The organism is Nocardia acididurans, from assembly GCF_016741815.1.
GTDB lineage: Bacteria > Actinomycetota > Actinomycetes > Mycobacteriales > Mycobacteriaceae > Nocardia > Nocardia acididurans.
Map to the genome: position 1 here is coordinate 151,403 of NZ_JAERRJ010000015.1, position 12,491 is coordinate 163,893.

The window sequence follows — 12,491 nt, forward strand, 5'->3', positions numbered from 1 at the left end:
GCGCGGTGCAACCTCTCAGGCCGCCCCTTTCGTAGGGGCGGCCTGATTCGTCTAGTCCGGTCCGCTGCCGCTCTGCGCGGACGGCGCGACCAGGATGACGCGGTCGTCGTTGGGGCCGGGCTCGCCGCCGGGGGCCTTGTTGATGGTCGCCAGCCAGATGGAACCGCTCGGGCCGGGCGACGCGCCGTTGAGGCGGCCCCACATGTTCTGATACTGCAGGCTCGGCACCACGGTGATGGCGTGGGTGTCCTTGTCGGCGGCGGCGATGGCCAGGCCCTTGGCCTCGGTCATGGCCACCGAGACCGTGTCGGCCCCGGCCACACAGCCGGAGACGCCGGGGTGGTCGGTCCAGGTCCAGCCGGTGACGAGCGCGCCCTCCGGGGTGACGCGGCGCAGCCGGTCCTCGACGGGGGTGCGGTCGGTGACCCAGATCGTGCCGCCGGGGCCGATGCAGACATCCCCGGCGGTCGCGATGCCGGAGGTGACGACCTCGGTCTGCGTGGGCGCGCCCGGGGACAGCGTGACCCGCAGCAGCTTGCCCGCCAGCGACCCCGGATTCGCGGCGCCGCCCGCATCCCCGGCGTCGCCGGTGAGCACCAGCATCTCGGTCTCGGAGATGAATTCGATGGCGCCGTGATTCCCGGTGCCGCCCTTGGGGATTCCGGTCAGCACCGGCTTGGCCGCGCCGTCCTCGCCGATGCGCACCACGCGATTGTCGCTGGGCGTGGTGAGGTAGGCGTAGATCAGCCCGTCCTCGGAGTAGGTGGGCGAGAGGGTGATGTCCTCGAGCCCGCCGTCACCGGAGCCGTCCACGTCCAGCTGCGCGATCTTCGGCGCGACATGCGCGGGCGGCATGGGCGTCGGATCCTGGGTGTCGATCTTGAAGATGCCGCCGGTCTTCTGCTCGGCCACCAGACCGGTCGTCCCGTCCGGCAGCCCGACCACGCCCGAGGTCACGTCCAGGCAGGTGGCGACCACGCCCTCGGACTGGTCGATGCACGGCCCCTCCGGCTTGGCCGTGGTGGTCGACGGCCGCTTCTCCGGACCGAAATCCGCGTCCTTCCAGGTGGGTTCGGTCGTGAAGGGACCGGACGCCGAATCGTCGAAGCGGGCGCAGCCGGTCACCAGCACGGTCGCGGCGATCAGCAGGCTGAGGCTGACCGTCCCCGCGCGCACCCCGGTTCGGCCTCGGAACGAACTCATGGCTCAGACGTTACGGAAAACCCGCCGCGCATGCTCGGACGGGGTCGCACAGCGCGCCATGTCGTGAGGAATCGGCCGGGAACCACGCATCACGACTCGGAAGGACATCTCGTCACGAATCGGACAGTGGACACGCCAGCCAACTGTCGTGTGCCGGACGCCCGGGGCACCTAGTGTTTGCCACGTGACACAGAAGCCGAACGAACCGTCCGCCGACGCGACGGGCAGCGATGCGCCCGCATCGCCCGAGTCGGCTCCCGTGGGCGGCCCAGCGGGCGAACCGGTGCGCAGTCCCTTCGACTCGCCCACCGAGCAATTCGCCGCCGCCGACATCAACACCGCCGTCGACACCGCGAAGTTCGACACCGCGACCGCGGATACCGCGCCGCAGCTCATCAAGGAACCACAGCTCACCAAGGAACCGCCCCGCACCGACGAGGAACTGGGCCTGGATCCGGACGTGCCGCTGTACTCCGAGCTGAAGAACTCCATTCCGGGCGCGGCCCAGCAGAGCGCGACCCCCGCCGCCGAGGCCGCCGCCGCGACGTACTCCTTCGCCAGCATCCCCGCGGCCCCGCCCGCCACCACCGAACCCACCGGCCGCCTGCGCCGCCGCGGCGACGACCGGCGCGGCACCCTGGACCTCGGACTCCTGTTGCTGCGCTTGATCATCGGCGGCACCTTCATCTACCACGGCCTGCAGAAGCTCACCGGCTGGTTCCACGGCCCGGGGCTGGACGGCACCAAGGCCATGATGGAGAACGGCGGGTGGAAACAGCCCGAAATCTCCGCGGCGCTGCTCATCGTCGGCGAACTCGGCGGCGGCATCCTCGTCGTGCTCGGCCTGGCCACCCCGCTGGCGGCCGGCGCCTGCCTGGCGGTCATCCTCGACGCCTGGATGTGGAAGCAGGGCATGATCTCCGGCTTCCAGTACAAGGCCAAGGAGAACTCCCTCGAACTGGAGTCGGTCCTCGCGGGCATCGCCGCGGTTCTCATCCTGACCGGCCCCGGCCGCCTCTCCCTGGACCGCAACCGCGGCTGGGCCACCAGGCCCTTCCTCGGCTCGATCGCCGCCCTGATCGCCGCCATCGCCGCCGCGATCGTCACCTACATCTACCTGCACGGCGGCAACCCACTGACCGGCGTCGGCCCCTTCTGATCCGCCTCGGCGATTTCAGCGCAGAGCCATCGGCCGTCCTACCTCCAGCTACGAAGCGGCCCGGGTGATCGTCAGATCACCCGGGCCACTCATGTTGTCACCAACTCACCAGGAGGCGGTCGTGAACCGCTGCCACTCGTCGTAGGTCTCCTGGTGCAGCCGCAGCACCTCGCCGGACTTCGCGTCGATCTGCTGCGCCAGCACCGCGCGGTGGGCGCTGATGGCCGCCGCGTCCTCCGGGGCCGCCATGAACTCGGCCGATTCCAGTTCCCTGGATTCGGCGGCGAGCTCCTCGGCCTCGGCCAGCAGGATCTTGGCGTGCGCGTTGCGTGCGTCGCTACGCTCCAGCATCGCCGAGTACTCCGCCAGCATGGTGTCGGCTTTGCCGATGTATTCGATTGTCACAACCCAACTTTCTCGATCTACGGCACGCGCCGCACTGCACCCTTGTCGGCCGAGGTCGCCAGCGCGGCATACGCGCGCAGCGCCGTGGTGACGGGCCGCACGCGATCGACGGGCTGCCAAGGCCGTTCGGACGCTTCCATTTTCGCGCGCCGCTCGGCGAGAACTTCTTCGGGGACCAGCAATTCGAGCGCACGGGTGTGCACGTCGATGCGAATGCGGTCACCGTTCTCGATCAAACCGATGGTGCCGCCGCTGGCCGCCTCGGGCGAGATATGCCCGATGGACAGGCCCGATGTGCCGCCGGAGAACCGGCCGTCGGTGATGAGCGCGCACTCCTTGCCCAGGCCCGCGCCCTTCAGGAACGCGGTGGGGTGCAGCATCTCCTGCATGCCCGGGCCGCCCGACGGACCCTCGTAGCGCACGACCACCACATCGCCGGGCTTGATCTGCTTGCCGAGGATGGCCGACACCGCCGCCTCCTGGGATTCGACCACCACGGCCGGGCCCTCGAAGGTGAACAGGTCCTCGTCGATGCCCGCGGTCTTCAGGATCGCGCCGTCCGGGGCGATATTGCCGCGCAGCACGCACAGGCCGCCCTCGACGGTGTAGGCGTGCGGCACATCGCGGATGCAGCCGCCCTCCTGATCGGTGTCCAGCGAGCTCCAGCGGTTCTCGGTCGAGAACGGCACGGTGGTGCGCACGCCGCCCGGCGCGGCATGGAACAGCTCGAGGGCCTCCTCGGTGGCCTTGCCGCCGCGGATGTCCCAGTCGTCGAGCCAGTCGTCGAAGGACTTGGTGTGCACGGTGGTGACGTCGGTCTCCAGCAGCCCGCCGCGGCGCAGCTCGCCGAGGATGGCCGGGATGCCGCCGGCGCGGTGCACGTCCTCCATGTGGTAGTCGGAGTTCGGCGACACCTTGGACAGGCACGGCACGCGGCGCGAGATCTCGTCGATGCTCTGCAGATCGAAGTCGATCTCACCCTCCTGCGCGGCGGCCAGAGTGTGCAGCACGGTGTTGGTGGAACCGCCCATGGCCACATCGAGGGCCATGGCGTTGTGGAAGGCCTTGACATTGGCCACATTCCGCGGCAGCACCGAGGCGTCGTCGTCGCGGTACCACCGGTTGGCGATATCCACGATCACGCGACCGGCCTTCTCGAACAGCGCCCGCCGCGCGGCATGCGTGGCCAGCGTCGAGCCGTTGCCCGGCAACGACAGACCCAGCGCCTCGGTGAGGCAGTTCATCGAATTGGCGGTGAACATGCCGGAGCAGGAACCACAGGTCGGGCACGCCGACCGCTCGACCTCGGTGAGCCCGTCGTCGGTCACGTGCGGCGAGGCGCTCGCGGAGATGGCGGTGATCAGGTCGGTCGGGGCCTGCGCCACACCGCCCACGACCACGGCCTTACCGGCCTCCATCGGCCCACCGGACACGAACACCGCGGGGATGTTCAGCCGCATGGCCGCGTTCAGCATGCCGGGGGTGATCTTGTCGCAGTTCGAGATACACACCAGCGCGTCAGCGGTGTGCGCGTTGGCCATGTACTCCACCGAATCGGCGATGATCTCGCGCGAAGGCAGCGAGTACAGCATGCCCCCGTGCCCCATCGCGATGCCGTCATCAACCGCGATGGTGTGGAATTCGCGCGGTACGCCGCCGGCCGCCCGGACCGCCTCGGCCACGATCTCGCCGACGTCCTTCAGATGCACATGGCCCGGCACGAACTGCGTATACGAGTTCGCGATGGCGACGATCGGCTTACCGAAGTCGGAGTCGGTCAGGCCGGTGGCCCGCCAGAGCGCGCGAGCGCCCGCGGCATTGCGTCCGGCTGTCGTGGTTCGTGAGCGAAGCGGTGGCATGGGTTCGAATCCTCGGATTTCTCGTCGCAGGGGGCTGTTCGGCGACTGCGCCGAAGGTGCTCGGCGGGCCTCTAACGTTACTCCTGCGACTCTTCTTCCCCGGCGTCCGCGTCCTCTTCCTCCGGCTCCACGAACGGGTCGGGGATGCGGCCGTTGGAGGCTACGACGAGTTCGCCGAGGCGGTCGAAGCCGACTGCGGGGAGGGTGGCATCGGTCTCGTCGGTGAGGTGGAGTTTGAGGTAGCCGCGCTTGGGGATCTGCAGGCCCTTCACCTGTGACCAGTCGATATGCCGGGTCTTGAACATGGTCTGGGTGTCGATGCCCTTGTCGGAGACCGTGGTCCGGGTGCGCTCGACCCACACCACGAGGGCCAGGGGTATGGCGAACAACACCCATAGGACTTCGGGCGCTCCGAAGAAGGGGAAGGCGACGGAGAACAGCAGCAGGAAGACGCCGAGATGGGCCAGCCGGGGAATGCGGATCACATGACCCGTGTCCGATCCATTGTCGGGCGTATGGGACGATCGTGCTGGTGGCACGGACTGATGCGATGACGACACACCCCCATCCTCGCATTGTGTTGAACGAACCCGAACAACCGCTCTGTCTCACATAATGAGACGCCGTAGGTCAGCTGTTTGACTGAACGACTCGCGCGCGCTTACCGTCATGCGCGTGAATCGAAACGAGTTGCTCGTAATCGGCCGGCGCGTCCAGCGCTGAGCCGACGACTGTAGGTCATTACGTCAGCTCGCAACTGCGACGCGCCACCCTCGAACAGCCAAGGCTGTCGAGGGCTTTTTTGTGTTCAGGCAAGTCCCGTGGACTCGAACGACTAAGCAGTAAGGAACCAAGACGGTGAGCGCACCTACCGCACGGCCCGGGCCCTCGGCCCGCAAGCCGGCGCCTTCGGCCCCGGCCGCGGCTCCGGCCGCAACCCCGAATCGTCGCCAGGTCCCGCCCGAGCGGGTCACCGGCGCGCAGTCTGTTGTCCGCTCCCTCGAGGAGCTCGGCGTCGACACGGTATTCGGTATTCCGGGCGGTGCGATCCTTCCCGTCTACGACCCGCTGTTCGACTCCACCAAGGTCCGCCACGTGCTGGTGCGCCACGAGCAGGGCGGCGGCCACGCCGCCACCGGCTACGCGCAGGCCACCGGCAAGGTCGGCGTCTGCATGGCCACCTCCGGCCCCGGCGCGACCAACCTGGTGACCCCGATCGCCGACGCCCAGATGGACTCGGTGCCGCTGGTGGCCATCACCGGCCAGGTCGGCCGCTCGCTGATCGGCACCGACGCCTTCCAGGAAGCCGATATCTCCGGCATCACCATGGCGTGCACCAAGCACAACTTCCTGGTCACCGACCCGATCGACATCCCGCGCATGCTGGCCGAGGCCTTCCACCTGGCCTCCACCGGCCGCCCCGGCGCGGTGCTCGTGGACATCCCGAAGGATGTGCTGCAGGCGCAGACCACCTTCTCCTGGCCGCCGGAGATGCGACTGCCCGGCTACCGTCCGGTCACCAAGCCGCACGGCAAGCAGGTGCGCGAGGCCGCCCGCATGATCCTCGACGCCAAGGCCCCCGTGCTGTACGTGGGCGGCGGCGTCATCAAGGCCGACGCCTCCAAGGAACTCCTCGAACTGGCCGAGCTGACCGGCATCCCGGTGGTCACCACCCTGATGGCGCGCGGCGCGTTCCCCGACTCGCACACCCTCAACATGGGTATGCCGGGTATGCACGGCACCGTGGGAGCCGTTGCGGCCCTGCAGAAGTCGGATCTGCTGATCACCCTGGGCGCGCGGTTCGACGACCGCGTCACCGGTCAGCTGGATTCCTTCGCGCCCAACGCCAAGGTCATCCACGCCGATATCGACCCGGCCGAGATCGGCAAGAACCGGCACGCGGACGTCCCGATCGTGGGCGACTGCCGTGAGGTCATCGCCGAGCTCATCGAGACGCTGAAGGCCGATCCGGCCACCGGCGCTGTGTCTTCGGGGAGCTCCGCGGGCTCCGCTCCCGCACCGCTGCTGGATCTCACCGAGTGGTGGGGCTACCTGTCCGGCGTGCGCGACGCGTACCCGCTGGGCTACACCCCGCCGTCGGACGGTTCGCTCTCGCCCGAGTTCGTGATCGAGAAGCTGGGTCAGCTCGCCGGTCCGGACGCCATCTACTGCGCCGGCGTCGGCCAGCACCAGATGTGGGCCGCGCAGTTCATCAAGTACGAGAAGCCGCGCACCTGGCTGAACTCCGGTGGCCTGGGCACCATGGGCTACGCCGTGCCCGCCGCCATGGGCGCCAAGATGGGCGCACCGGACCGCGAGGTCTGGGCGGTCGACGGTGACGGCTGCTTCCAGATGACCAATCAGGAACTGGCCACCTGTGCCGTGGAGGGCGTGCCGATCAAGGTCGCGCTCATCAACAACGGCAACCTGGGCATGGTGCGGCAGTGGCAGACGCTGTTCTATGAACAGCGTTACTCCAACACCGACCTCGGCACGCACACCCTGCGCATCCCGGATTTCGTGAAGCTCGCGGAAGCCCTGGGCTGCCACGGTATCCGCGTGGAGAAGGAAGAGGACGTCGAGGCCGCCATCCGTGAGGCGCAGGCCATCAACGACCGTCCCGTCGTGATCGACTTCATCGTCGGCAAGGACGCGCAGGTGTGGCCGATGGTCGCCGCCGGCACCTCGAACGACGAGATCATGGCCGCGCGCGGCATCCGCCCGCTGTTCGACGACGACGAGTCGGCGTCCGAGCCCGCGGTGATCCACGAGGCCATGTCGCACGAGCGCGCCCAGAAGGGGACCGAGGAATGAGCACCACCCACACCCTCTCCGTGCTGGTGGAGGACAAGCCGGGCGTGCTGGCGCGCGTGGCGTCGCTGTTCTCCCGCCGCGGGTTCAATATCGAGTCCCTGGCCGTCGGTGGCACCGAGATCCCGGAGATCTCGCGTATGACCATCGTGGTGACGGTCGAGGATCTGCCGCTCGAGCAGGTCACCAAGCAGCTGAACAAGCTGGTGAACGTGATCAAGATTGTCGAACAGGACGCCGAGACCTCGGTGGCCCGCGAGCTCATCCTGGTGAAGGTGCGCGCCGACGCGTCGGTCCGCACCCAGGTCATCGAAGCCGTGAACCTGTTCCGCGCCAAGGTCATCGACGTCTCACCCGACGCGCTGACCGTCGAGGCGACCGGCACCCGCTCGAAACTCGATGCGCTGCTTCGCATGCTGGAGCCGTACGGCATCCGCGAGATCGTCCAGTCCGGTGTGGTCGCTGTCGGCCGTGGGCCGAAGTCCATCACCGCGACTCGCTAGTAACCGGCCGCGCCTGCGGCCATCCGCAAGACCACCCGGCATGCTTTCAGCCGGGACCAATGCTTTAAACACAGAATCCAGAAGGAGAACCCAAAGTGGCAGTCGAGATGTTCTACGACGATGACGCCGACCTGTCGATCATCCAGGGCAAGAAGGTCGCGGTCATCGGCTACGGCAGCCAGGGCCACGCCCACTCGCTGAGCCTGCGCGACTCCGGCGTCGACGTGCGTGTCGGTCTCGCCGAGGGTTCGAAGTCCCGCCCGAAGGCCGAAGAGGCCGGTCTGACCGTCGGCACCCCCGCCGAGGTCGCCGAGTGGGCCGACGTGATCATGGTGCTGGCCCCCGACACCGCCCAGGCGTCGATCTTCACCAATGACATCGAGCCCTCCCTCAAGGACGGCGACGCGCTGTTCTTCGGCCACGGCCTGAACATCCACTTCGGTCTGATCAAGGCTCCGGCCAACGTCACCGTCGCCATGGTCGCCCCGAAGGGCCCCGGCCACCTGGTGCGCCGCCAGTTCGTCGACGGCAAGGGCGTCCCGGCCCTGATCGCCGTCGACCAGGACCCGACCGGCAACGGCCAGGCCCTGGCCCTGTCCTACGCGAAGGCCATCGGCGGCACCCGCGCCGGCGTCATCAAGACCACCTTCAAGGAAGAGACCGAGACCGACCTCTTCGGTGAGCAGGCCGTGCTCTGCGGCGGCACCGAGGAACTGGTCAAGACCGGCTTCGAGGTCATGGTCGAGGCCGGCTACGCCCCCGAAATGGCGTACTTCGAGGTCCTGCACGAGCTCAAGCTGATCGTCGACCTCATGTACGAGGGCGGCATCGCCCGCATGAACTACTCGGTCTCCGACACCGCCGAATTCGGCGGCTACCTGTCGGGCCCGCGCGTCATCGACGCCGACACCAAGAAGCGCATGGAAGCCATCCTCAAGGACATCCAGGACGGCACCTTCGTCAAGCGCCTCGTCGCCAACGTCGAAGGCGGCAACAAGGAGCTCGAGGGCCTGCGCAAGCAGAACGCCGAGCACCCCATCGAGGTCACCGGCGCCAAGCTGCGCGGCCTGATGAGCTGGGTCGACCGCCCGATCACCGAAACCGCCTGAGGTTTCGTAGATCTCGAGAGGGCCCGTCCGGATTCCGGGCGGGCCCTTCTCGTTTCAGCTGCAGACGTTGTCGCGGATGCAGGCCAGGAGGAGCAGGGTGACATCTGCTCGCGGGGGAGTGGTGTTGCGGGGCTGCATGGCGAGGGGGATCCGCGGGAAGTCGGCGGCATTGGCGGAGCCGAGCTGGGTGGCGGAGCGGAAACCGTAACGCTTCCAGGCGATTTGCTGGATCTCGGGGTCCTGGAGGGCGGTGATCAGGGGTTGCGCCGCCTGGGTGAGAGTCAGGATCGGGTTGCTGTTGAAGATGGTGGGGTCGGGGTAGAGCAGGCGGGTGCCGTTGAGCAGGGCCTCGGTGGCCGAGGGGTTGTCCTGGTAGGCGGTGAGCTGCTGCAGGATCTGGTTCTCGTAGCCGGCGTAGAGGGTGGAGGCGCCCTGGATGAGCCATTCGCGGAAGCCGCCGTCGGAGCTGTCGGGTTGCAGGCCCTGGGCGTCGTAGAGGCCGCGCACTGTCGGGAGGCCCGTCTTGGCCTCGGTGACGGTGGGCGGCTGGTAGACGTCGGAGGAGGCGACGATGGTGAGTTCCAGTTGGGCCAGGGTGAATCCGGAATTGGAGGACTTCGGGTCGGTGCTGGTGATGCGGATGGGGCCGGCCAGGTTCTGGGCGTTCAGGGATTCCCATTTTTGTTTGGGGAGCACGTAGTCCAGCAGCAGGCGTTTGAAATCGACTATGTAGTAGGAGTTCTCGCGCTGAACGACGATGCCCGCGCGGAGCAGGGCATCGGTGGCGGCAGTGCCCGCGTAGATCACCTCGGGGGATTCGAGGACGGATTCGGCGCGGTAGCCGGGGAAGTCGTCGGTGTTGTGGGTGCTCTCGAAGACACTGCGGGCGCTGGCGGACGACGGCCACAGGCAGTCGACCTTTTGGGAGCGCAGCTGATCGGTGGGGATCTGCACCAGGTCGTAGGAGCCGCGCTTGTCGAAGTTCACCTCGAGGGAGTACTTGTCGCGCAGGATGCCCTGAATCTCGGAATCAGCCATGAGCGACGACTTTTCGGATCCACCCAGGCAAGTGAGCCGGGTGGCGGCGGCAGGAGCCTTGTTGCTGTCGCGGATCACCACGACGCCCACGGCAATGGCCACCACGGCCACCGCGACGGCGATCAGAACGGGAAGTCGAGATTTGTTCATCGGTCCTCGCTGCGGGGAAGCCCAGGGGGATTGAGAAGTTCGAGGTGCGCCAGCGCGGTGAAGAAGCGCTCCATATCCTGCTGGCCGACCTGGTCGGCGCTGTGCACGGCGAAGGTTTCGAAAACGGCCAGCACCCGGGCGCTGTGTGTCAGCAGGGCGTCGGCATTGTGGAAGGCCGCCGGATGCGCCTGGATCTCCAGGTAGCGGTCCAGCACGGATTCGACGCTGGCGAGATAGTCGAGCAGTTTGCCCGAGGTCATGGAAAGGCTTGCGGGATCGTGCTTTTCGGTGCGCTCCAGCAGAACCGGTATGCGCTCGCAGGCCCGCAGCAGCGAAGCCCGGGTCTCGCCGTCGCCGACCCTGGCGGCCAGCTGCGCGACCCGCTGATTGCGGTCCTGCACCGAACGGGTCAGCTGCCGTCGCCCGCTCGCCTTCGAAAATGACTGTCCCGCAACGCCTGCCAGCACCGCCACGCCCACCGCCACCAGTGCCGCGCCGCCCGCCGATCCGAGCACGGCGTACAACCCGAGGAATGCGATGACCAGCGCGACCAGTGCCGTGATGACGGCGGTATTACTGGGCAAGCGCACCCCTCACCGGTATCCGGTGGCCTGGCGCAGCGCCATGACCATATCGTCGGAGGTGAAGTAGGAGCCGCCGGTCCGCTGCGCGATATCCCGCAGCGCATCGTCCTTCACACCCTCACCGAAGCCGATGGTCACGACCGGCACACCGGTGCGCGCGATCTCGTCGAGCCCTTTGCCGCCCTCGGTGTCCGCGCCGTCGGTCATCAGGATCACCAGTCGCTTGCGCGCCGGATCGGCCGTCCCGCTGAACTGCCGCGCCGCCGTGGACAGGCACTTGTAGATGCCGGTATTGCCACTGGGACTGCGGCTGTCGATCGCTTTGTGCAGCGCGCCCAGGCTCGCGGCGCTGTTGCCCTCGGTCCAGGGCTGCGACACCGTATTGGTGTCGAACACCAGTACCGAGGTGCGGTCCTTGGGCCCGGTCTGCAGCAGATACTTCTTCGATTCGGTGGGATCGAACAGCAGATCAGCGGCCCGCTGCACGCCCTTCCAGCCGCCGTTGCCGTCCATACTGCCCGAGGCGTCGATGCAGTACACGAGATCGGTGGGCGTGCGGTACACGGTCTGATAGTTGTCCAGCGCCGCGTCGATCACCGCGGCCGCCGGATAGGTGATCGGCTGCCCCTGCAGATTCGCCTGAATTCCCCAGGCGGAGTTGAACACTTCCTTCGGCGCGTCCGGCAGCGACAGCCCGATGCTGGTGATCGGCCGCCGTCCCAGCTCGATCAGCTTCTTCTGCGTATCGGCCTGCAGCAGGAAGCTCTGCAGCTTCCGAAAGTTCGTCCGCTTGTCCGGGTTGTCACCGTGCGACAGGAATCCCAGCGGAGCATCCGAAATCGCCAGCACGCCTTTGGGATAGAGAACCTGCAGCGGCTCCTTCCCCTGCGCCACCAGCTCCTTGTTCCGCTCGATCACCAGATCCTCGTAGGTGAACAGCGTCTTGCAGTCCTGCGGCGCGGCCAGGCATTCGTCCATGAGCAGCCCCGTCGAGGGCGGCGTCCGCGCGAAAGCCCGTGCGAAGCGGGTGATCCCGGCTTTCACCGGTTCCGAATCCAGTTGCTCCCGGGTGAGCGCGACACCCGGGCCGTTCCCCGCGAAATAGTTCAGGAACCCGAGCAGAACCGTTGCCCCCGAATTGGATTGCGTCGGATTCGTCATCCACGCCGTGGTCTTCTTCGCCTCGACGGCGGCCAGAATCTCCTCGATCCCGACCTCGCGCCCGGTGAACTCGAGCGCGTCGAACTCCGACTTGCGCCCCGCGTACACCAGCGGGGTGCTGAACATCGGCTGCACCTCCTGCAACCGATGCCCGTCGTCCCCCAGCTGCTGAAAAACGCTGGAGGCGAACCAGAATGCGTCATAGGGCGGCGTATCGCCCGACGTCAACAGCCGAGCCTGATCGACCGAGCCCATCTTCGTCATGGTGCAGGTGAGCTTCTGCGTGCCGCACCACGGTTGCACGATCTGCTGGAACACCGCGTCGTGCTCGGACCCCGCGACGATATTCAGCACCTCGGGCGCGGGGTCGTAATCGACAATGGTCCCGGATTTTTCCCCGGTACCGCATCCCGTCGCCAGTCCGCACACCGTGAGAATCGCTGCGACAAGCATTTTCGTGCGCCGGATCGCCAATAGCGTCACCCTTTCCCCTCTTGGCGCGATCCTAA

The 12,491-nt window shown here is 67.5% G+C and carries 11 protein-coding genes; 4 read left to right on the plus strand and 7 right to left on the minus strand.

Annotation, left to right across the window (positions count from 1 at the left end; genetic code table 11):
- Positions 1-51: 51 nt before the first annotated feature.
- Positions 52-1,203 carry a PQQ-dependent sugar dehydrogenase gene (locus JK358_RS33520; RefSeq protein WP_201955501.1) on the minus strand — a complete coding sequence of 384 codons (1,152 nt, stop codon included), beginning with the start codon at positions 1,201-1,203 and terminating at the stop codon, positions 52-54.
- A 184-nt stretch (positions 1,204-1,387) separates the two neighbouring features.
- On the opposite strand from JK358_RS33520, the gene JK358_RS40525 reads away from it, so the two are divergent.
- The gene (locus JK358_RS40525) at positions 1,388-2,362 is read left to right on the plus strand and encodes a DoxX family protein (protein WP_307817868.1); all 975 of its coding nucleotides are present in this window, start codon (positions 1,388-1,390) and stop codon (positions 2,360-2,362) included.
- A 105-nt stretch (positions 2,363-2,467) separates the two neighbouring features.
- Here the strand turns inward: JK358_RS40525 and JK358_RS33530 are convergent, their stop codons facing one another.
- The 3 genes from JK358_RS33530 to JK358_RS33540 all read right to left on the minus strand — a co-directional run bounded on the left by JK358_RS33530 (position 2,468) and on the right by JK358_RS33540 (position 5,165).
- Positions 2,468-2,767, minus strand: coding sequence for a hypothetical protein (locus JK358_RS33530; RefSeq protein ID WP_201955503.1), 300 nt, complete (start codon positions 2,765-2,767; stop codon positions 2,468-2,470).
- Positions 2,768-2,784: 17 nt separating this feature from the next.
- On the minus strand, positions 2,785-4,626 hold the full coding sequence (ilvD, locus tag JK358_RS33535; RefSeq protein ID WP_201955504.1) for a dihydroxy-acid dehydratase: 1,842 nt from the start codon (positions 4,624-4,626) through the stop codon (positions 2,785-2,787).
- 77 nt (positions 4,627-4,703) lie between these two features.
- Entirely contained in the window at positions 4,704-5,165 is a 462-nt protein-coding gene (locus JK358_RS33540; protein ID WP_307817869.1) for a PH domain-containing protein, read from the minus strand.
- A 319-nt stretch (positions 5,166-5,484) separates the two neighbouring features.
- Here JK358_RS33540 and JK358_RS33545 point away from each other — a divergent pair, with 319 nt between their 5' ends.
- The 3 genes from JK358_RS33545 to ilvC all read left to right on the plus strand — a co-directional run bounded on the left by JK358_RS33545 (position 5,485) and on the right by ilvC (position 9,049).
- On the plus strand, positions 5,485-7,440 hold the full coding sequence (locus JK358_RS33545) for an acetolactate synthase large subunit (protein WP_201955506.1): 1,956 nt from the start codon (positions 5,485-5,487) through the stop codon (positions 7,438-7,440).
- Entirely contained in the window at positions 7,437-7,940 is a 504-nt protein-coding gene (gene ilvN, locus JK358_RS33550; RefSeq protein WP_181581209.1) for an acetolactate synthase small subunit, read from the plus strand. The genes JK358_RS33545 and ilvN overlap by 4 nt, the downstream gene beginning before the upstream one ends.
- Before the next feature lie 107 nt (positions 7,941-8,047).
- Positions 8,048-9,049 (plus strand): ketol-acid reductoisomerase, encoded by a 1,002-nt coding sequence (gene ilvC, locus JK358_RS33555; RefSeq protein ID WP_201955587.1) that lies wholly within the window; start codon positions 8,048-8,050, stop codon positions 9,047-9,049.
- A gap of 54 nt (positions 9,050-9,103) precedes the next feature.
- Here the strand turns inward: ilvC and JK358_RS33560 are convergent, their stop codons facing one another.
- From JK358_RS33560 to JK358_RS33570, 3 genes are all read right to left on the minus strand, one after another.
- Positions 9,104-10,237, minus strand: coding sequence for a hypothetical protein (locus tag JK358_RS33560; RefSeq protein WP_201955508.1), 1,134 nt, complete (start codon positions 10,235-10,237; stop codon positions 9,104-9,106).
- Positions 10,234-10,821: a hypothetical protein gene (locus JK358_RS33565; RefSeq protein ID WP_201955510.1), complete on the minus strand. Its 588-nt coding sequence runs from the start codon at positions 10,819-10,821 to the stop codon at positions 10,234-10,236. Before JK358_RS33565 ends, JK358_RS33560 begins: the two co-directional genes overlap by 4 nt.
- A gap of 9 nt (positions 10,822-10,830) precedes the next feature.
- On the minus strand, positions 10,831-12,491 hold a 1,661-nt coding region (locus tag JK358_RS33570), incomplete at its 5' end, for a VWA domain-containing protein (protein ID WP_232852340.1).

Bases quoted from the DNA above. Each gene is read 5' to 3' on its own strand.
- JK358_RS33560 (WP_201955508.1), bottom strand. From the start codon at position 10,237: ATGAACAAATCTCGACTTCCCGTTCTGATCGCCGTCGCGGTGGCCGTG.
- ilvC (WP_201955587.1), top strand. From the start codon at position 8,048: ATGTTCTACGACGATGACGCCGACCTGTCGATCATCCAGGGCAAGAAG.
- ilvD (WP_201955504.1), bottom strand. From the start codon at position 4,626: ATGCCACCGCTTCGCTCACGAACCACGACAGCCGGACGCAATGCCGCG.
- ilvN (WP_181581209.1), top strand. From the start codon at position 7,437: ATGAGCACCACCCACACCCTCTCCGTGCTGGTGGAGGACAAGCCGGGC.
- JK358_RS33520 (WP_201955501.1), bottom strand. From the start codon at position 1,203: ATGAGTTCGTTCCGAGGCCGAACCGGGGTGCGCGCGGGGACGGTCAGC.